The sequence below is a fragment of the uncultured Actinomyces sp. genome (genome assembly GCA_900541895.1).
Lineage (GTDB): Bacteria > Actinomycetota > Actinomycetes > Actinomycetales > Actinomycetaceae > Pauljensenia.
The window spans coordinates 16,351-35,830 of record UWSI01000011.1; the positions used below are offsets into that span (position 1 = coordinate 16,351).

Consider the following 19,480-nt stretch of genomic DNA (forward strand, 5'->3'; position numbering starts at 1 on the left):
CCGCAAAACCGGGAGACCTCACTACTTGTTGATGGAAGTCTGAATGTTGTTGACCATGGTCTCCCACGAGGATGCGGGATCGGCGCCATTCACGATGGCAACCTCAGTCTTGCCCCAGTAATCCCAAACGGAACCCATTGCGGGGATTGCCGGCATGGGGAGGCCCTTTCCTGCGATAGCGGCGAACTGCTTGAGGTTTTCATCGCTCAGGGAGTTAGCAACCTCGGTCATTGCCGGAACGCGTCCGCCCAGCTCCTGCAGTTTGGATTGCGCTTCCTTGGTCTCCAGGTACTGGAAGAACTTGCTGACCAGAACCTGGTTCTTGGTCTTGGAGCTCTGGTAGAACATCTGAACGCCAACGAAGGGCTTAGCTTCCTTACCGCCAGCAGAAGGAATCGGAAGGACGGAAACGTCAAGTCCAGCTGCCTTAGCAGCAGTCACGTTCCAGGGGCCGGTCACCATGTAAGCCGCATTGCCCTTGAGGAAAGCATCCTTGGCAATATCGGAGGTGATATTCGGGTTCAGGGTCTTTGCTGCACCCTGTTCCTTCAGCCACTGAGTGAACTCGGATGCGCCTTCGCCGCCCAGAGTCAGGTCTGAGGTGTAGGAACCATCAGCATTCTGCTTGAAGACCTCATTACCGAAGGAACTTTCGAAAGCGTAGAGGTGGTAGGGGTCGCCGTCGGTGCTCATCTGAACAACGAAGGGGTACTCCGAACCGGCCTTCTTACCCGATGCAATCATTTCGTCGAAGGTCTTCGGGGTGTCAGTGGTGAGCTTGTTGTTACGAACCAATGCGACAGACTCGACCGCGTAAGGAACGCCGTAGGTCTTGCCGTCGTAGGTCACGCCCTGGATTGCCGCCTCGGAGAACTTGGACTTTGCTTCGCCCAAGTCAACGGGGGAAACAACGCCGTTCTTCACCATCTGGCCGAGCTTGTCATGGGCCATAACAATCACGTCAGGGCCGTTACCGGTCGGGACCTGGCTAATAAATTCTTGGTCCATGTCAGTTTCAGACTTCTGAACAACCTGGACGTCCACCTTTGTGGCTGCAGTGAAGCCCTTGGCCAGTTCCTGAATCTGCGAGTAACGGGTGTCGTCAGCCCAGACCGTCAGGGAACCGACGGAAGAACCGGAACCCGCGGATGCAGACTGACTGCTTGAAGAGCTCGAGCTTCCATTGGAGCACGCTGCAAGCGTTGCTGTAACTGCCAAAACGCCGAACATCGTAATGCCTCGTCGCATGTCAACTCCTGATCATTTGAGTTCTGCTCGTACACAGTTGTACTTCGCACTTAAGGACACTGTAGCCGCAGAAAATCATTTTCAGCAAGCGTTTTCAGAATTGTTAGAGAAATGATATCTTTACCCCAGATCCCAACCATCGCACCTGCCCACTTCCGAAAGGCACTTCGATGTCGAAGAACCGCACCCGCATGGCGGACATCGCCTCACATGCCGGCGTGTCCATTGCCACAGTTTCTCGCGTATTTAACGGAGTCGGGCAGGTCTCAGACGACACTCGATATCGAGTTCTCACCGCAATCGACGAACTTGGCTACGAACGCCCCAGCATGCAGGCTGACGACAATCGCCTCATCATCGGAGTGATCGTCCCAGAACTGACAAACCCCATCTTTGCCACTTTTGCCCATATCCTTCATTCCGAGGTCGATAGGGAAGGCGGCCAAGCCTTCATCGCCTCGCAAACTCCAGGCACTACCAGCGAAGAGGAACACACTCAAGCTTTTCTTGCGCGAGGAGTTTCTGGATTAATCTTCGTCTCCGGTCGACACGCGGACCTTCAAGCTGACTTAAGTCGCTATGCGAATCTTTCACAGATCCACATGCCCTTCGTCACCATTAATGGCGCACGAAAGGAAGTCCAAGCACCAGATTTTTCAACTGAAGACGCTCTTGGAATCCGCGCGTCCATCCAACATCTCAAAGAACTGGGTCACCGAAAGATTGCCATGCTGGGTGGGCGCCATCATGTCGTCCCCGCGCGACGCAAGGCCGAGGCTTTCCGCCAAGTGATGACTCAAGAATTCGGGATCACCGCCCCCACGGTCATCGAGACCTTCTACACCTACGAAGCTGCGGCCTCGGCTACTCATGCACTGATCGACGCCGGAATCACAGCCATCATCGCCGGCTCAGACCTCCAGGCAATGGGAGCAATCAGAACGATCCAATCTCGAGGTCTCAGCGTTCCCGAAGACATCTCGGTGATCGGCTTTGACGACTCTTTCCTTATGCCCCACCTCTCTCCCGCACTGACGACGGTTCGACAGCCCGTGCAGGCAATTTCACATTCGGCCGTATCGTCACTCTTTGATGCGATTCGGTCCCAGCATCCGCAACAACACCAAGATTTTGCCTTCACTCCCGACCTTGTTGTACGCAGCTCAACAGGACACGCTCGCTTTTGACAATCATTATCACCTTCTCTGATAATGATTATCATGAGTTTTTCGCGTTCACACACCGTATTTGCCATTACAGCCGCCGCAGCGCTTGCCTTAAGCGCATGTTCCTCTTCGGCCTCATCATCTTCAAGCGCCTCCAGCTCCCAAGCTTCTGCTTCTCCAATGAAGGTTATGGCCAGCTTCTACCCACTCCAGTACCTCACCCAGAAGATCGGCGGCGATCTGGTTGACGTCGAATCCCTCACTCCTCCGGGAGCAGAGCCTCACGACCTCGAACTGTCGAACCAAAAAGTTCAGCAACTCTCTCAGGCCGGAGCCGTCGTTTACCTTAAGGGCTTCCAATCCGCTGTTGACAAGGCCGTTGAACTGAACGCCCCCAAGACCGTTATCGATGTCTCCACCAGTGTTGATCTGGTCGATGCCGAAAAGCATGAAAGCGAATTGGATGTCGCTGACGACGGCGAAAAGACCGAAGAAGCTCACGAACATGAGCACGAGCACGGCTCAACCGACCCGCACTTCTGGTTGGATCCCACGCGCATGGCCAGCGCGGCGACCCAGATCGGGGACGCTCTTGCCCAGGCCGATCCCGCCAACGCAGAGACCTACAAGAAGAACGCTGCATCCACGAAGTCTCAGATGGAAGCACTGAGCAAGAAGCTCGTCGACGGCACCGCAAAGTGCCAGCACAAGGAATTCGTCACCTCTCACGAGGCCTTCGGATACCTTGCGGACCGCACCGGCCTCACCCAGTTGGGGCTGTCCGGCCTCGATCCCGACTCCACGCCTTCCCCCGCTCGCCTCAAGCAGATTTCCGACGCGGTGAAGGCCAAGGGAATTACAACAATCTTCACCGAAGAGCTCCTCAGCCCCAAGGTTGCTGAAACCCTGGCCAAGGACCTGGGAATCACCACTGCGGTTCTCGATCCCATCGAGTCTCAAGCTGATGACTCAAAGGACTACGAAGCAGTCATGAATGAGAACCTTGAAGCACTGCAAAAGGCTCTCAGCTGCGAATAAGCACTTCACCACAAGTCAACTGATATCTGCGCGTTGGGGCGGCATGATTCCACAGTGAACCATGCCGCCCCAACGACTACACTCGACACTAATGGGAACGACATTCAATATCTCTACTGAACCGGTGATTTCACTGGACCATGTCCACGTCGCCTGGGACCATGACCTCATTCTTCACGGCATCACCGCATCGATTTCCCAGGGGCAATGCGTCGCAGTCACCGGCCCAAATGGCGCAGGGAAGTCCACCCTGATGAAAGCAATCCTTGGAACTGCACCAATTTCCTCGGGCGATATCACGCTCTTTGGAAATTCCATCCGCAAACGTTCCTCGATTCCATGGCAGCGTATTGGCTACGTTCCCCAGCGGGCCTCCTCCGGCGGCGCGATCTCTTCATCATGCATCGAAGTCGTTCTTTCCGGGCTCCTGGGCACTCGCAAGTGGTGGCACTCCCGCGGTGACCGAGCAAAGGCACTGGAAGCACTGCGTTCCGTCGGCCTCGCACATCGCGCGAAGGATCCCCTCCACATTCTTTCCGGCGGACAACAGCAGCGCGTACTCATCGCGCGCGCGTTGGTCCGAAAGCCCGAGCTCCTGATCATGGACGAACCAATGGCCGGAATCGATGCCTCTTCGCGTAGCAGACTGGCCGAAATATGCCAGGCTGCAAAGGACGAGGGCGTAACGATCCTGCTGGTCCTTCACGAACTGGGCGAACTCGCCCCAGTGCTTGACCGCGAGCTCCATATCCGTTCGGGACACTTCACCTATGACGGGCCCGCTCGAAGCGATGTGCGTGATCCTCACTCTGACCACTGCAACACGGCCGACCACCACGAAATGGAGGGGAGCCGATGATCCTCGACATGCTTGCATCCCCCTTGATGCAACGTTCCCTTCTTGCCGCACTCCTCGTTGGGTTATGCGCTCCGATCGTCGGAACCTACCTGGTTCACCGACGTCTCGCAATGCTCGGTGACGGGATCGGCCACATCTCCCTGACCGGGGTCGCACTGGGATGGCTTGCCGGAACCGCCGCAAATGTCACGCCACACGATCAATGGGCAATCCCCGGAGCCTTAGTTGTGTCTTTGCTTGGCGCGATCACTATCGAGCTCGTCCGACAGTCTGGTCGCACCTCCTCTGATGTTGCACTTGCCATGCTCTTTTATGGCGGGATTGCCGGAGGCGTACTCCTGATCGGCTTGGCAAATGGAACATCCTCCCAGCTCAACGCCTATCTTTTCGGCTCAATTTCAACCGTTTCAAGCAGTGATGTCTGGTCAATTTGCCTGCTCGCACTGGTCATTGTCGCAATCGGCATCGGCCTGCTTCCGGCGCTCTACTCAGTGACAAATGATGAGGAATTCGCTCGCTCGACCGGGCTTCCTGTTCGCGCGCTCACCATGTTCATCGCGATTTTGTCTGCTCTGACGGTTGTCGTTGCCATGCGAATTGTTGGTTCGCTTCTTGTTTCAGCCCTCATGGTTGTCCCTGTTGCCATCGCACAACTGGGGGCTCATTCCTTCCGACGCACTATGGCTTACGCGATGCTCTTGGGAGCCTTCCTCTGTCTGGGAGGGCTAGCCCTGACCTACTACATCGATCTCTCCCCCGGTGCAACGATTGTTGTAGCCGCGATTGCTCTCTATGCTGTTGGATACGGAATCCGAGGGTTGCGTGATCACTTCCGTCGCAAGCAGCGAATGCGTGAACTATCCGCGCCCGCGGAACATCCCGAGGCCTCGCCAAGAGATCGTGCGGACACCACCGTCGCGCGCGGGTAGGGAAAAGAAAACTCACGACAGGCCTCGTCAACGAAAGGGACGCCATGCAGCGAATGACCAAGCAACGCCAGGCGGTTTTCGACAACCTCAGCGAGCACCGCGACTTCCGCAGTGCACAGAAGGTATTTGAGGACCTCACCGCTCGCGGGCACAAAATCGGTCTGGCAACCGTGTATCGCAACCTCCAGGCGCTGGCCGAAGACCACCAAGTCGATGTTCTGCGCTCCGTTGAGGGCGAGGCGCTCTACCGAAAGTGCAACACTCAAACTCACCACCACCATCTGGTCTGCCGTAACTGTGGGCGCGCTGAAGACCTGGGGGCAGGCGAGATTGAAAAATGGATTGCTGCGGTGGCCGCCTCGCACGGATACACTCAGATTGAGCACTCAATTGAGCTATTCGGACTCTGCTCTGATTGCACGCGAAAGGCAGACAGATGACTCCTTCATGGGCTTCCTCAGGACTCCCACTTTTTATCTTCCTCTTTTTCATTGTCTTTCATCGCGCACAGCTGACCTACTGGCTGGGGCGCGCCGCAGCCAAAGGGGGACTGACCGCCTCGGGAAAGAACGGCCTTCGCGGGAAGATCGCTGCTTGGTTTGAGGGGCCTGTCCCCCGTTCGGGTGCTCATCTTTTGGAACAGTGGGGAATTATCATCATTCCGCTGTGTTTCCTGACAGTTGGTGTACAAACTGCGGTCAATGCCGGTGCAGGTATCGTCCGCATGTCGTGGAAAAAGTACACGCTTGCCATGATTCCAGGCTGCATTGTGTGGTCGATCATGTACGGCCTGGGAATGCTCGCAGTTTGGATGGCCGTCGTTCGCGCGGCAGCAGGCTCAGTGTGGGGTTGGCTGGGACTGGCTGCAATCGCAGCGATCATCACCGCAGTTGTCCTGATGAAGCGGCGCCGCGGACGCGAGCAGCCGCACGTCGAATTGACACAGGAAGTCGCGAAATAACACGCGACTTCCGTGCCTTCCTCCGCCCCCTCCCCCAAAAAACACACGAAGTCACCAAAAGACACAGGGCATAGCCTGTGACATTCACCGACTTCATGTGGAGCTAGCGTGGAGCACGGATGAAGCACTAGAAACCGGACGGTTCAGCGCAACGAGGCCCTAAGCGCCAGCCCTGCCAGCCACGCGGTCCTGTGCACCGCCAAAACGCCTCTCACGTCCAGCGTATTCAAGAAGGCAATCCCACAGGGCTTCACGGTCAAACGTCGGCCACGGATTAGGGCTAAACATGAACTCCGCATAGGCCATTTGCCAGAGCATATAGTTCGAAAGTCTTTGCTCCCCCGAGGTTCGGATCATCAAATCAACATCGGGAACATCGGGCAGATACAGGTGGCGAGCGAAAGTTCGTTCATTTACCCCGCGCGGCGACAAACGCCCTGTGGCAACATCTTGAGCAATTGAGCGGGCTGCATCGGCGATTTCTGCGCGGCCCCCGTAATTCACGCACATCACCAAATCCATAGTGGTGTTGTCATGCGTCTTTTCTTCTGCGCGCTCCAAAGCGTGAATGACCGATTTCCACAGTTTCGGCTCGCGACCGCTCCACCGGACGTGAACTCCCCACTCATTGAGCATGTCCGTTCGCCGAGCCAAAACATCACTGGCGTAGCTCATAATGAAGCGGACCTCTGCGGGCGAACGCTTCCAGTTTTCCGTCGAGAAGGTGTAGACGGATAGATAGCGCACACCGGCATCGATAGCCCCGGCGATTGTGTCGAGAAGCGCATACTCACCAGAGCGGTGGCCTTCTGTGCGCGCTAGCCCCCGTTCATTGGCCCAGCGTCCATTACCGTCCATGATGATGGCGACGTGGCGCGGCACTTCCCCGGCTGCAAATTCGGGTGCTTGCCGAGGCCACTGCCCCGGTCCAGCGACCGGCTGACGTGGGTCTTTGGGAGCGCGTTCCATGGGCGTCAGTGACGCAATTTCGGGACTCATGCGTGCGGGCTCCTTTCCAGGAGTTGCAGGGATTTCAGTCGTCGTTCGATATGCCATTGAGTGTAACTAGAGACCAGGCCCATCATCTCGCTGCGCGCCCACGTTGGCGCGCTATCCGCGCTATCCCAATCACCACTGAGAAGAGCACCCATCAATTCCATCGAATCGGGAGCGGGAAGCGAGGCGCCGGGCGGACGGCAGTTATCACACACGGCCCCACCCTCAGTAATGGAAAAACCAAGGTGCGGTCCTTCGCTGCCGCACACTGCGCAGTCGTAACACGATGGCGCCCACCCTGCGATCGCCAAGGCGCGAAGCATGTACGAGGCCAAGATTAGAGCCGGGTCGTGCCGGCGATGAGAAAGCGCGTGGAGAGCTCCGACCAGCAGAAGATACTGCTGGTGGGTTCCATCATCTCCATCGCTCGAAAGCTTATCCGCGGTTTCGACGATCACCGAGGCACGCGAGTACAACTCGTAATCCGCTGCGAGTAGTTCCCCGTGCGAGGCAATTGTTTCTACCTGAATGATCGTGTCGAGGCTCCGCCCACGGTGAAGCTGAACATCAACAACAGAGAAGGGCTCAAGTCGCGCTCCGAACTTCGATGTTGTTCGCCGAACGCCTTTTGCGACCGCTCGAATCTGGCCGTGTTCAGAGGTCAGGAGCCAGATGATACGGTCGGCCTCGCCCAGTTTTTGCGTACGCAAAACCACTGCCTCATCCCGGTAACTCCTGATCACCTTCCTATTTTCGCATTCGCTGCCAGAGCAGGCCCGCCACGACACAAAATTGAAGTCATCATGCGCGGAAGCGTTCTTGCCGCCTTGAAACGTTATTCCACTACTCCACCCCCGCCACTGCGCTGACTGCACTCCCTGCATCCACCCAGCCTCGATACATCAAGCGGCCTATCATCGAAGACGAATGAATAACTGCAAGTGGAGGCCACAATGTCAACTCATCCCCAAGACGTGTACAAAGATGCCGGCGAGTGCGTTCTCTTCGTTTATCTGCGATTCAATCGCAAGGATCAGGCAGCAGAGCTAGAGGCCTTCCGCGACTTCGCTGATCGCAGCCAGGCGATCAAGCGTTCGATGAATATCCGAGCCCAAAATGATGATCTGCGCGTTGCGCTGGGAGTGAGCCGTAAGGGCTGGGACTACCTCTTCCCGGGCGCACCTCGGCCCCAGGAGCTTGAGGAATTCACCGGCCTGACTAATCAGGACGATCCTTCCATTGCCATGCCCGAAGGCATCGGCGAAGATGCCGACCTTTTCCTTCATATTCGCGCACAGCGCGAGGCCGTGGTCTACGAAGTAGCCGAGCAGTACCGCTTGTCCTTCAAAGACTTCGCAACGGTCGTTGATGAGACTCACGGCTTCCGCTACCTCGAAGGCAGAGCAATCATCGGTTTCATTGACGGCACCGAAAATCCGACAAACGCCGATGCCCCCTTCTGGGCAGAGATTGGCGCCGAGGACCCCCAATTCACTGGAGGTTCCTATGCTTTTGCACAAAAGTGGATTCACGACATGGACGCGTGGCGTTCGCTGGGTACCGCTGAGCAGGAGCGTGCGGTCGGGCGCGAGAAGTTCACTGACCTTGAGCTTGATGACGACGCGAAGGCAGCAAATGCGCACAATGTTTCCTCAAAGTTCATCGTCGACGGCGAAGAAAACAAGGTCGTCCGCATGAACGTGCCTTTCTCCGACCCTGCAGCCGGTGTCACCGGCACCTACTTCATCGGCTACTCCGCTCGTTGGAGCGTCACCAAAGGCATGATCACAAATATGGTCGCGAAGAAAGACTACCTACTGACCTTCTCGAGTGTGCTCTTCGGACAGGTATTCTTTGTTCCTTCCCTTGATCTTCTTGATGAGATTGCCGGTGGCGATTTCCCCTCGAACGAGGCCGATTAAGCTTCCGCGTACGACTTCTTCCCCCACCTGCATTGGCGAGGGGAAAACAGCTGAGGGGGCATCTAAGCGATGCCCCCTCAGCTCGCGCTGGGAGTTACTCACTCACCACAAAGTGCGCTTTGGTTGCGAAAACCTACCTACCGATCTCGAAGTGCACGGTTCACTGCTGAGATCACAGCTTTGTACGATGCGCGGGTAATCGAAGAGTCGATTCCAACGCCCCAGACGATCTTTCCATCAACAGCTGCTTCGACGTATGAAGCGGCCTTCGCATCTCGTCCCTGACTCATTGCGTGCTCGGAGTAGTCCAAGACGCGCACGTCCAAATCGAATTGATGCAGTGCTGAGACAAAAGCGTCAATCGGGCCGGTTCCGTTTGCGTCGATTGCGGTGAGCACACCGTTGTCCGTAAGCTCTGCGTGCAATTCAACATGCTCATCGTCGACCGTTCCCACCTGGGACTTACGCAATTCGAAGCGCCCCCACGACTGAAGGCCAGGAGCCGCACTTGTCGGCAAATACTCGTCTGCAAAGATCTTCCACAATGTTTCGGCGTTGATCTCTCCGCCGTAAGTATCGGTGTGGCGCTGGACAATTCGCGAGAACTCTACCTGCAGGCGGCGAGGCAGCTCCAGGTTGTGCGCCCGCGACATGAGGTAGGCAACCCCGCCCTTACCGGACTGGGAATTCACGCGCACAACGGCCTCGTAGGAGCGACCGACATCGTGAGGATCGATGGGCAGGTAGGGAAGCTCCCAGACCACTGCGTTCTCGTCGCCCCCTGCGGAGTCCACCTTCGTCTTGCGAGCAGCAAAACCCTTCTTGATGGCGTCTTGGTGAGAGCCCGAGAAGCTGGTGTACACCAAATCTCCGACGTAGGGAGAGCGCGGCGAAGCCTCCATCTGGGTGCAGTGCTCCACAGTGCGGCGGATCTCGTCAATGTCCGAGAAGTCGATGCCCGGATCAATTCCCTGGCTGAAAAGATTCAGGCCCAAGGTCAGCAAGTCAACGTTACCGGTGCGCTCACCTTGTCCCAAGAGGCAGCCTTCGATGCGGTCAGCACCAGCGAGGAGTGCAAGTTCGGCACTGGCCACGCCGGTTCCACGGTCATTGTGCGGGTGAACAGACAGCGCAATATACTCACGTCGGGAAAGGTTGCGAGACATGTACTCGATCTGGTCGGCGAAGACATTGGGGGTCGCGCGCTCAACGGTCGAAGGCAGGTTGAGGATGATCTCGCGGCCATCTTGAGGCTGCCAGATATCCATAACGGCCTCACACACTTCCAGCGCGAAATCACGCTCGGTGTCAACGAAGATTTCAGGAGAGTACTCAAAACCGAAGATCGTCTCATCGCCCAGTTGACGTTCTGCCTGTGCAATGACTTCACGCGTACCGAAGCGGGCTAGTTCAACAGTTTGCTCGCGGTCTGCATGGAAGACAACCTCACGAAAAACCGGAGCGGTTGCGTTGTACAAGTGCACGGTCGCGCGGGGAAAACCAATAATCGATTCAACAGTGCGCTCAATGAGCTCGGGGCGCGACTGGGTAAGCACCGAAATAGTGACATCCTCGGGAAGCGCGTCATCTTCCAACAGAGAACGAACAAAATCGAAATCAGTCTGTGAAGCCGAGGGGAATCCAATTTCGATTTCCTTGTATCCCAGACGAACAAGAAGATCAAACATCTTGCGCTTACGCACCGGATCCATGGGCTCGATCAGGGCTTGGTTCCCATCGCGTAGATCCGTTGACAGCCACCGAGGCGCGTGGGTAATGCGCTTCGAAGGCCACTGACGGTCAGGAAGATCAACAGGGTTCGTATCAAGGAATGCTCGGTACTTGACCGTGGGCATTCCAGAACCTGCAGGACGAGGAACATTCGATGTAGTCTTCACACCTTCAGTCTATGAAGACCCACTGATACTGGCACTTTGAGTGCACATGGTGGACAGTGTTTACTTGGCCTACCGGCTCTTACTCGACGCCGCATTCCTCGAGCTTCGGGACGCACACTGGTTTCTCCATGAGCCACGCGCGGTCGGTAAGCATTCGTGAAATCGCCAGGCCGATACCAATCGCAACAATCGTGAAGAGGACCGTAAAGAGCTGCGCCAATGCGTCCATGGTCTGCCCATTGTTCAAGTATGTGAGCGAACGGTACAGGGGCACACCCGGGATCATGATGACCACCGCGGGAACGGAGAGTGTCACACGCGAGAAGCGCGTGCGGTTTGCAACTGCTGCCGCAAGAAGACCAGCTGCAAGCGCTGCAAGCCCAACCGCCGCGGGGACCGGAACACCCAGGACAACTGCAAGAAAGATGCGACCGGTATTAATAGCCGCACCGATAAAAGCCGCAGCCGTACATACCTTAGGCGGAGAATTAAAGAGCATCGCGAAGCCATACGCCGCAACGAAGCTGGTAAAGAAGCGCAATATAAAGTGAATAATCGGCGGAAGCTCAACGATGTATTGCGGAGTGACCGACCAATTAAAGACCTCCGAAATTGTCCATACGGCAACGCCAGCAGAGACCACGAGCATTGCAACATACACGATTCGCTGAATACCACCCGCAAAGTCGTGACGGACCAGGTCAATAATTCCTGTCACCAATGGAAAGCCGGGAACCAAGAAGAGCAACGCAGAAACGAAGCCCGCTTGATGTGTGGGTTCAACACCCAGATATTTCTGAGCCAGATAGACGCACAGAATGTAGATGGCAGAAGCAACTGCACCACAAAGCATCCACACACCAAAGTGGTTCATGTGTCGCTTGAGCATCTGGCGCCGGAGGAACTGACCGAAGAAGGCTGCAATTGCCACGACAGAGCACTCAACCCATCCCCCGGCGTTGAGGAAGGAGAAGGCCGCACAGGCTAGACCAGAAGCAAGCGCATTCGCTAGCCAGCCATACAGCGGCTTCACACATTCGATCCGGTCAAGAGCCCTATCGACATCCTCAACAAGCACCTGCTTGCCTTCAATGGATGCCAAGTAGTTTGTAATGCGGTCAATCTTGTCCGCATTCACTCCCAGAAGACGCTGCTCAGCAAGCTCGGTACGGAAAGTACCATTCGCATAAGCTGTCGCAACAATCTCGGTAAAGGTCACCTGAGCATGGTGCTTCTCAATACCAACGGCCTCGGCACAGGTCCGCATCGAAGCCTTCACGCGGTACGAGCCCGCGCCGGCAGAAAGAAGCATCTGGCCAAGGCGCAGGACGACTCGGGACTGATGGGACAGGCGATCATGTGCAGCCATGCGGTGCACAGTCAGTGATGCGTCGTCCTGGTCAAACGGAAAAGGCGCTGAGGCGTTAGGGTTCTGGGGATTTTCGCTCACGGGATAAGCATGCCACGAAGAAGACTGCAAAGCTCGGGACCCTGGTCAGGATCCTTTTGTTGCATCCCCCACGTTCAGGTATTAGAAGCCCAAACGCTGAAGCATCTTCGGGTCGGACTGCCAGTCCTTTGCGGTACGCACATGCAGATCGAGGTACACACGGCGCCCCAGATATTCTTCAATATGTGCTCGGGCCCGAGTGCCGATCTCCTTCAAACGCGAGCCTTTCTTGCCAATAATGATGGCTTTTTGGGAATCGCGTTCGACATAGACATTGACGTGGATATCCAGCAGAGGCGGACGATCATCGCCTTCACGCTTGGGGCGTTCAATGATCTCTTCGACCTTCACGGCAAGCGAGTGCGGAAGCTCATCGCGCACGCCCTCCAGCGCGGCCTCACGAATGAATTCTGCGATCATCGTTTCGCGTGACTCATCGGAGATGTCGTCCTGCGGGTACAGGGGCGGAGAGAGGGGAACCTTTTCCGCTAAAACTTCACGCAGGCGATCGATGCCTTCGTGTTTGAAGGACGAAACCGGAACAATCGCGCTCCACTCCCCCAGCTTTTCAATTGCCAGAAGGTGTTCAAGCACGCGTTCGCGCGGCACGCTATCGCACTTCGTCGCAACCGCAATCACGGGGCGTCGAACAGAACGTAGCTCCCGAGCAATGAACTGGTCTCCCGGTCCGATGCGCTGATCCGCAGGCATGCAGAAGACCACGCAATCAACTTCAGCCAAGGCCTCGCGAACCATATCATTGAGACGCTTACCCAGCAGCGTGCGAGGACGGTGGTATCCGGGCGTATCGACCAATACCAACTGGTAGTTCTCGCCGTGGACGATCCCGCGAATGTTGTGGCGTGTCGTTTCGGGGCGGCCCGAGGTGATGGCGACCTTGTGGCCAACAAGAGCGTTAGTCAGCGTCGACTTTCCGACATTGGGACGACCAACAATGGAGATGAAGCCCGCGCGAAAGTCTTCTGGGAAGTCGGGAACGATGATGTCTACGCCCGCATTTGTTTCTGCACGGAGTTGACGCAAGGATTGGACGGAATCCTCAACGTCGTGGGCGCGCTCATCATCGGCCTCGTCAAGCTCAGCATCGACGTCTTCATCGTCCTGCGAGTCCTCATCAGGAAGTTCAAGAGCATCGAGATCCACGCCTTCGAAGGCGTTCGGACCGGCCATCAATTCATCATCGCTGGGGAAATGCATCTTTCTCACTCCTGGTGATCTTCAGAGTCTTCGGTCTGGGTTTCAGGGACATAGGAACAGACAATTGTGCCAACTTGACGACGGCGGCCTCGGGCTTCTTCGGCAACCATGTGCACACCGAGCATATCGCCAGTTGCCCCCGGAAGCGGAACACGGCCAATCGCTTTGGCCAGCAAGCCGCCAACGGAATCAACGTCTTCGTCTTCAAGTTCTAGTCCCCACAGCTCTCCAAGCTCGCTAATGGAGAAACGCGAAGGAACGCGCCAGATGCCCGGGGAAATTTCTTCGGGCTCGATGGTATTGCGATCGTGTTCGTCGGTGAGTTCGCCAACGACTTCTTCGATGATGTCTTCGAGGGTAACGAGGCCCGAGATCCCGCCATATTCATCGACGACCATGGCGAGGTGGAAGTGTTCGGACTGCATCTGACGCAGCAGATCATCGACCGGCTTCATTTCGATGGTGAACTCGGCAGGACGCATCATCTGATCAGCGCGAAGTTCATGTTCTCCATCATGGTTTTCAAGGCGCTGAACGACATCCTTAAAGAACAAAATTCCGCGGACATCGTCGGTGTCCTCTCCGATAACAGGTAGCCGTGAGAAACCGGAGCGTACAAAGAGGCGTAATGCCTTCCGAGCCGGAACATCGAATGCGATCGTCAGCATTTCGGTCCGCGGGACCATCACCTCACGAACCAAGGTATGCCCTAATTCGAAAACCGAGCGCAACATCTCTCGGTCCTCTTCTTCAAGGCCTTCTGTTTCGCCAACGCGATCAACCATTTCACGCAGTTCATCTGCCATATCTGCACGCATCTCAGCTTCGGTTCGCTCAGACTGCGGAAGGTAGGCCTTGACCTTCTGAGCGGCCGGCGAGAAGAAATGTGCGATAGCGACCAAACGGGTCATCAGGGGCGTGAAGAAGAGCGCGATACCGGTGGGATTGCGCTGTGCCCAGCGCGTGGCAATGATGCTGTTAGCAAAGAATTGCGCAATCGTCACAATGACGATTGCAACTAGCCCTCCCAGCCACCAGTAGTGTGAAAAATGCAGAGCAATGGTCGCCATTGAAACGGCAAAGACAACCTGCATGAAGGTGCGAACGCCTCGAAGGACAAAAATAACTAAGCGACGCTGATCGACCAGCTTAAACAGGGCCCGGGCGTTCTTCTTTTCGTCCTCGATCAGGTCTTCAACCGCAGCGTGGGTGAGCTTAGCGATCGAAAACTCACTTGCCGCAAGAATCATTGCACTCAGAAGAGCAATTGCGGCAAGGATACTCATCCCCGCGACGGGGATAGCAGCTTCGATCATCGCTGTGCGAGGAAGCTCAAGAGGAGCTGGCGTTGCAGGGCGAACATTTCTTCTTTTTCAGCGGGTTCTGCATGGTCATAACCCAGAAGGTGAAGCATGCCGTGAGTCGCCAAGAAGAGCATTTCTTCAACTGAGGAATGTCCGGCCTGGTGAGCCTGCTGCTCCGCGACCTGCGGACAGATGCAAATATCGCCCAGGGTTCCCGATTCCGTCGGATGATCCGCAGTTCCAGGACGGAGCTCATCCATGGGAAAACTCATGACATCGGTCGGACCTTCCAGATCCAGCCAGCGAACATGGAGTTCTTCCATGGGCTCGGGGTCAATGAAAATGATATTGAGCTCGACCTCTGTGGAGACATGCATAGCGCTGAGTACGAAGTCAGCCAAGCGTACGAACTCTTCACAGTCGATCTGGTAGTCGGTTTCGTTCAAAACTTCAGTCATGACTCAGCGTCCATTGTGTCGGGTACGGGCGTGCAGGGAACGGTCACGGCGTGCTTTGAGGCTGGCCATGGACTCATCCCAACGTTCGTATGCGTCAATAATCTGTCCGACAAGGCGATGACGCACAACATCTGCGCTTGTCAGATGACAAAATTCTATGTCATCGATGCCACTGAGAATATCTTCAATGACTAAGAGGCCACTAGAGCGCTCCCCCGCCAGGTCGATCTGTGAGGCATCACCGGTAACAACAACCTTCGAGTTGAAGCCTAGACGGGTCAGGAACATCTTCATCTGTGCAAGCGTCGTATTCTGAGCCTCATCCAAGATGATGAAGGAATCGTTAAGCGTTCGTCCGCGCATATATGCCAAGGGAGCAACCTCAACCGCACCAGAGGCCATGAGTTTTGGCAGTGCATCCGGATCCATCATGTCTCCCAGCGCGTCATAGAGCGGACGCAGATAGGGATCAATCTTGTCCGTGAGCGTGCCCGGAAGGAAACCAAGATTTTCTCCCGCTTCAACCGCAGGGCGGGTCAAGACGATTCGGCGCACCTGTCCGGAAAGCAGGGAGGATACAGCTTGGGCCATCGCAAGGTAGGTCTTTCCAGTGCCCGCAGGTCCCAACCCAAAGACGACGGTCGAACGCTCAATCGCCTCGACATACGCTTTTTGCCCACCAGATTGCGGTCGAATGGATCGTCCCCGCGAGCGCAGAATTTCTTGGGGGCGTTCGTCCGTGGAACTCGCCGTCATGAGCAGAGCAATTGCCTGTTCAACGCCGTCAGCGTCAAGAGAATGTCCATCTCGAGCAAGTTCAATCAGCTCTTCGACCAGCTGAGCGGCCATATCCGCAATCCCTTCGGGCCCAACCATGGATAAAGTGCGGCCAAGTAAGGTGAAGCGGACCTGAGGGAAACCGTTTTCAAGAGCTCGCAAAACGCGGTCTGAAGTTCCAAAAAGCACGACGGGATCCACGCCGCGGGGAATATCAATTCGTTTGGCGTCCATGTCACCATCTCCCAATAGCGTCGCTGATCAGTGAAAGCGCAACGGGTCCGGCGCTTGAAGCGCGAAGGACGGTATTCCCCAGCAGGCAGATTTTCGCTCCCGCGGCCTCGAAAAGAGAAAGCTCATCGGGGTCAACCCCACCTTCAGGGCCAACAATGACGGCAATCTTGGGAGGACAAGAAGACCGGGACTGGGCGGCCGAGGCCGACGAGGCGTGGGCGCTTAGCTCGCGCAGCTGAGGAAGGAGTTTAGTCAGGCGGCGATCGGTACTCTCGTGACAGACCAGAACCCAAGCGCCATCTTGAGTGTTCTGCGCAATCCATTGCGCTAAGGCAGCGGATGAACGGGCTTCTTCAAGGCGTGGGATAAATGCGCGCCGCGATTGTTTTGTCGCTGATCGTAATGTGGATTCCCACTTTCGTATGCCCTTCGCGGCTTTTTCACCCTTCCAGCGAACCTCACTGCGATTTGCCTGCCATGGCATTACTGCGTCAACGCCAACTTCCGTTGCCATTTCGATGGCCATTTCATCGCGTCCGCCCGTTGAGAGGGCTTGGATCAACAGCAGCTCAACCCCCGGCTTATCCTCACCTTCAAGGTAGTCAATGCGCAGCGTTAGGGCCTTTTTTGCGCGGTCAATAACCGTGCAGCGAGCACGAAGCCCCGCCCCGTCAACGACATCAAGCATGGCTCCGACATCGATCCGTCGAACGGTTGCCGCATGAAAGCCTTCATCCCCGTCTAATACGTAGGAATCTCCCCGCGCGCAGGCGCGCAATGCGTCCGCGTCGGGAGCGATGAAAACCGGAAGCGTCATACAGGTGATGTCCTTACTAGGCGCCGAAGGTTTCGCGAAGCTTGTCGAAGAAGGAGGATCCGCGCTTTTCAGGACGGACGCTTTCTTCTCCGCGAACCTGGGAGAGCTCTTCAAGGAGCTCGCGTGAGCGGTCATCAAGTTTGCGCGGGATTTCGACGTTAATTGCGACGTGAAGGTCTCCGCGACCGGGGCGTTGGAGATGGCCAACACCCAGTCCATCCAAGCGAACCTCATCGCCGGGCTGTGTACCGGGCTGAATGGTCACAGACTGAGCGCCGTCCAATGTCTCCAGCTCAAAAGTGCTTCCCAAGGCAGCTGCGGTCATGGGAACGGTCACCGTCATGTACAGGTCGTCACCCTGACGCGAGAAAGTAGGATCGCGCTTTTCGACAATGTCAACGTAGAGATCACCATTGGGACCACCGCCGGGACCGGCCTCGCCCTGTCCGGCAAGACGCAGGCGCATTCCATCACCCGCGCCGGCGGGGATATCAATGGTCAAGTTGCGATGTGCACGAACGCGTCCCTGACCGGAGCATTCGTGACAGGGATGTTCAATGACGGTTCCATAACCCTGACAGCTTGGGCAGGGAACCTGAGTTTGCATAGTTCCCAGCATGGTGCGCTGCTGCTGGATCGAGTATCCCTGCCCCTTACAGGTCGTGCAGGTCACCGCTTCGGTTCCCGGCTCACACATAGCCCCGTGGCACACCTCGCAGGTCACATAGGTGTTGAGCGAAACCTGCTGGTGAGCACCAAAAGCCGCGTCCTTCAAAGTGATTGCAACCTGAGTCAGCTGGTCGCGGCCCTGGCGAGTGCGTGATGCCGGTCCTTGGTTTCCACCAAAGCCACCGGCGAAGGCGCCGCCGAACATTGTCGTCAGAATGTCACCAAAATCGAAGGATTCGGCGCCGTAACCACCGCCGCCGCGCGCAGCATCGGGACCGCCAATGTCGTACATACGGCGTTTTTCTGGGTCGGAGAGGGTTTCATAGGCAACCGACACGGCCTTGAAGGCTTCCTCATCCCCACCATAATCGGGGTGAGTTTCGCGGGCTTTCTTGCGATAGGCCTTCTTAATCTCGCTCTGGTCGGCATCGCGAGAGACTCCAAGGATTGCGTAGTAATCGTCGTTCACAAATGTCCTTTTGTAACCCGTTCAGTGTGTGGAATTCAGGAATTTAGAGAGGTACGAGGCCACGGCGCGGACCGTGGACATTGCCGAGGCGTAGTCCATGCGCGTGGGTCCAAGAACCCCGAGGTGCGCCGAGTTTTCTCCGGAGGCATAGGTTCCGGAGACAAGAGAGGTTTCAACGAAAGCGTCATGGCCGTTTTCAGAGCCAATGGAGACATGAACATCGCCGTTTCCTTCATCCATCTCAGCGAAAAGACGAAGAAGGACAACCTGCTCTTCCAAAGCGTCCAGGACCGGTGCAATGTCGTGGAAATCAACACCACTGCGCGCAAGATTCGACATCCCTGCCATTGCGATACGCGAGGAAGGCTCTCCCTGAAGCAAGGTCGCGACGGTGTCACTCATCTCTGTTGCAAATGCAAGCAGCGTCGGGGGAAGTGTCTGAGAGAGCACCTCACAATGCGCACGCACCTGAGCAGCACTCATTCCCTGGTAAGCAGCATTAAGAACCGCACGAACAGCCAAAAGATCATCTTGAGTGACGTCCTGAGGCATCTCACGCAGGCGTTCAAAAACCTTGCCCTGCTGGGTAATGACAACAACCAACAATCGCTGATCTGACAGGTCAACGCATTCAATTCGACTGAGCGTCGAGCGCGCATGAACAGGGTATTCAATGAGCGCCACCTGATGCGTCACTTGAGCAAGCAAACGCACGGTATTCATGACGACATCGTCTAAATCCTGCGCCTGTGCCAAGAATTTTTCGACGGCTTGGCGTTCTGCCGGACTCATCGGCTTGAGAGTGGACAGCTGATCAACAAAGGCGCGATAGCCCTTATCCGTCGGAACACGTCCCGCGCTGGTATGAGGTTGGTAGATCAGCCCGGCTTCTTCAAGAACGGCCATATCGTTACGAATAGTGGCCGAAGATACCCCGAGGTCTTGAGATTGCGCGATCGCTTTAGATCCAACAGGTTCACGTGTGTGGACATACTGGGACACGATGGCACGAAGAACGTCCAGACGCCGGTCGTTCATTCATCCTCCCTCATTTGGCACTCACGCTA

19 protein-coding genes are annotated in these 19,480 nt (G+C 56.2%); 7 read left to right on the forward strand and 12 right to left on the reverse strand.

Annotated elements, in window-relative coordinates:
• Nucleotides 1-21: 21 nt before the first annotated feature.
• Nucleotides 22-1,248 carry a maltose ABC transporter substrate-binding protein gene (locus QZR18_RS04310; protein ID WP_178705640.1) on the reverse strand — a complete coding sequence of 409 codons (1,227 nt, stop codon included), beginning with the start codon at nt 1,246-1,248 and terminating at the stop codon, nt 22-24.
• A 170-nt stretch (nt 1,249-1,418) separates the two neighbouring features.
• On the opposite strand from QZR18_RS04310, the gene QZR18_RS04315 reads away from it, so the two are divergent.
• From QZR18_RS04315 to QZR18_RS04340, 6 genes are all read left to right on the forward strand, one after another.
• A complete protein-coding gene (locus QZR18_RS04315; protein ID WP_178705637.1) occupies nt 1,419-2,435 on the forward strand; it encodes a LacI family DNA-binding transcriptional regulator in 1,017 nt (338 codons plus the stop codon).
• A 33-nt stretch (nt 2,436-2,468) separates the two neighbouring features.
• Nucleotides 2,469-3,452 carry a metal ABC transporter substrate-binding protein gene (locus QZR18_RS04320; protein ID WP_178705634.1) on the forward strand — a complete coding sequence of 328 codons (984 nt, stop codon included), beginning with the start codon at nt 2,469-2,471 and terminating at the stop codon, nt 3,450-3,452.
• A gap of 91 nt (nt 3,453-3,543) precedes the next feature.
• Complete coding sequence (locus QZR18_RS04325) at nt 3,544-4,311, forward strand: metal ABC transporter ATP-binding protein (protein ID WP_178705631.1); 768 nt, start codon at nt 3,544-3,546, stop codon at nt 4,309-4,311.
• A complete protein-coding gene (locus QZR18_RS04330) occupies nt 4,308-5,240 on the forward strand; it encodes a metal ABC transporter permease (protein ID WP_178705628.1) in 933 nt (310 codons plus the stop codon). Before QZR18_RS04325 ends, QZR18_RS04330 begins: the two co-directional genes overlap by 4 nt.
• A 44-nt stretch (nt 5,241-5,284) precedes the next feature.
• On the forward strand, nt 5,285-5,680 hold the full coding sequence (locus QZR18_RS04335; protein ID WP_178705625.1) for a Fur family transcriptional regulator: 396 nt from the start codon (nt 5,285-5,287) through the stop codon (nt 5,678-5,680).
• On the forward strand, nt 5,677-6,201 hold the full coding sequence (locus QZR18_RS04340; RefSeq protein WP_295910441.1) for a VTT domain-containing protein: 525 nt from the start codon (nt 5,677-5,679) through the stop codon (nt 6,199-6,201). The genes QZR18_RS04335 and QZR18_RS04340 overlap by 4 nt, the downstream gene beginning before the upstream one ends.
• Nucleotides 6,202-6,360: 159 nt before the next feature.
• On the opposite strand, the gene QZR18_RS04345 is transcribed toward QZR18_RS04340, so the two are convergent.
• The gene (locus QZR18_RS04345) at nt 6,361-7,200 is read right to left on the reverse strand and encodes an isoprenyl transferase (protein ID WP_178705619.1); all 840 of its coding nucleotides are present in this window, start codon (nt 7,198-7,200) and stop codon (nt 6,361-6,363) included.
• The gene (gene recO / locus QZR18_RS04350) at nt 7,197-7,937 is read right to left on the reverse strand and encodes a DNA repair protein RecO (protein WP_178705721.1); all 741 of its coding nucleotides are present in this window, start codon (nt 7,935-7,937) and stop codon (nt 7,197-7,199) included. The genes QZR18_RS04345 and recO overlap by 4 nt, the downstream gene beginning before the upstream one ends.
• A 213-nt stretch (nt 7,938-8,150) precedes the next feature.
• On the opposite strand from recO, the gene QZR18_RS04355 reads away from it, so the two are divergent.
• Complete coding sequence (locus QZR18_RS04355) at nt 8,151-9,119, forward strand: Dyp-type peroxidase (RefSeq protein WP_178705616.1); 969 nt, start codon at nt 8,151-8,153, stop codon at nt 9,117-9,119.
• 137 nt (nt 9,120-9,256) lie between these two features.
• On the opposite strand, the gene leuA is transcribed toward QZR18_RS04355, so the two are convergent.
• The 9 genes from leuA to hrcA form a co-directional block, all read right to left on the reverse strand.
• On the reverse strand, nt 9,257-11,017 hold the full coding sequence (gene leuA / locus QZR18_RS04360) for a 2-isopropylmalate synthase (protein ID WP_178705612.1): 1,761 nt from the start codon (nt 11,015-11,017) through the stop codon (nt 9,257-9,259).
• Nucleotides 11,018-11,096: 79 nt separating this feature from the next.
• Complete coding sequence (locus QZR18_RS04365; RefSeq protein ID WP_178705718.1) at nt 11,097-12,386, reverse strand: threonine/serine exporter ThrE family protein; 1,290 nt, start codon at nt 12,384-12,386, stop codon at nt 11,097-11,099.
• A 162-nt stretch (nt 12,387-12,548) separates the two neighbouring features.
• On the reverse strand, nt 12,549-13,685 hold the full coding sequence (gene era / locus QZR18_RS04370; protein ID WP_178705609.1) for a GTPase Era: 1,137 nt from the start codon (nt 13,683-13,685) through the stop codon (nt 12,549-12,551).
• A gap of 5 nt (nt 13,686-13,690) precedes the next feature.
• The gene (locus tag QZR18_RS04375; RefSeq protein WP_178705606.1) at nt 13,691-15,001 is read right to left on the reverse strand and encodes a hemolysin family protein; all 1,311 of its coding nucleotides are present in this window, start codon (nt 14,999-15,001) and stop codon (nt 13,691-13,693) included.
• Nucleotides 14,998-15,447, reverse strand: coding sequence for an rRNA maturation RNase YbeY (gene ybeY, locus QZR18_RS04380; RefSeq protein ID WP_178705603.1), 450 nt, complete (start codon nt 15,445-15,447; stop codon nt 14,998-15,000). Before ybeY ends, QZR18_RS04375 begins: the two co-directional genes overlap by 4 nt.
• A gap of 3 nt (nt 15,448-15,450) precedes the next feature.
• Nucleotides 15,451-16,458 carry a PhoH family protein gene (locus tag QZR18_RS04385; RefSeq protein WP_178705600.1) on the reverse strand — a complete coding sequence of 336 codons (1,008 nt, stop codon included), beginning with the start codon at nt 16,456-16,458 and terminating at the stop codon, nt 15,451-15,453.
• A 1-nt stretch (nt 16,459) separates the two neighbouring features.
• Nucleotides 16,460-17,275, reverse strand: coding sequence for a 16S rRNA (uracil(1498)-N(3))-methyltransferase (locus tag QZR18_RS04390; protein WP_178705597.1), 816 nt, complete (start codon nt 17,273-17,275; stop codon nt 16,460-16,462).
• A 16-nt stretch (nt 17,276-17,291) separates the two neighbouring features.
• Nucleotides 17,292-18,413 carry a molecular chaperone DnaJ gene (gene dnaJ, locus QZR18_RS04395; RefSeq protein ID WP_178705594.1) on the reverse strand — a complete coding sequence of 374 codons (1,122 nt, stop codon included), beginning with the start codon at nt 18,411-18,413 and terminating at the stop codon, nt 17,292-17,294.
• 21 nt (nt 18,414-18,434) lie between these two features.
• Entirely contained in the window at nt 18,435-19,451 is a 1,017-nt protein-coding gene (hrcA, locus tag QZR18_RS04400; RefSeq protein ID WP_178705591.1) for a heat-inducible transcriptional repressor HrcA, read from the reverse strand.
• Nucleotides 19,452-19,480 lie beyond the last annotated feature (29 nt).